Annotated in this window: 1 rRNA gene; it reads left to right on the forward strand. The window is 40.5% G+C overall.

The annotated features are described in order from the left end of the window. Positions 1-43: 43 nt before the first annotated feature. Positions 44-159: ribosomal RNA gene (gene rrf / locus AB4507_RS22930) — 5S ribosomal RNA — on the forward strand. The last annotated feature ends 83 nt before the right edge of the window (positions 160-242 follow it).

The raw sequence follows: 242 nt of genomic DNA on the forward strand, positions 1-242 counted from the left end.
GCCTTCAGTTTTTAAAAAAAGCTGAAAGTAAAAGCAAAATTTGCTTGGCGACCATAGCATTGTGGACCCACCTGATTCCATGCCGAACTCAGAAGTGAAACACAATAGCGCCGATGGTAGTGTGGGGCTTCCCCATGTGAGAGTAGGACATCGCCAGGCTTTAATTTCGACTTTGTCTATTAAATAGACAAGTCACCATAGAGTTCTAAGTTTTCTTAGTATTTTATGTTGACTTTCAAAGT

It is taken from the genome of Vibrio sp. 10N.222.54.A3 (assembly GCF_041474095.1).
Classification (GTDB): domain Bacteria; phylum Pseudomonadota; class Gammaproteobacteria; order Enterobacterales; family Vibrionaceae; genus Vibrio; species Vibrio crassostreae_C.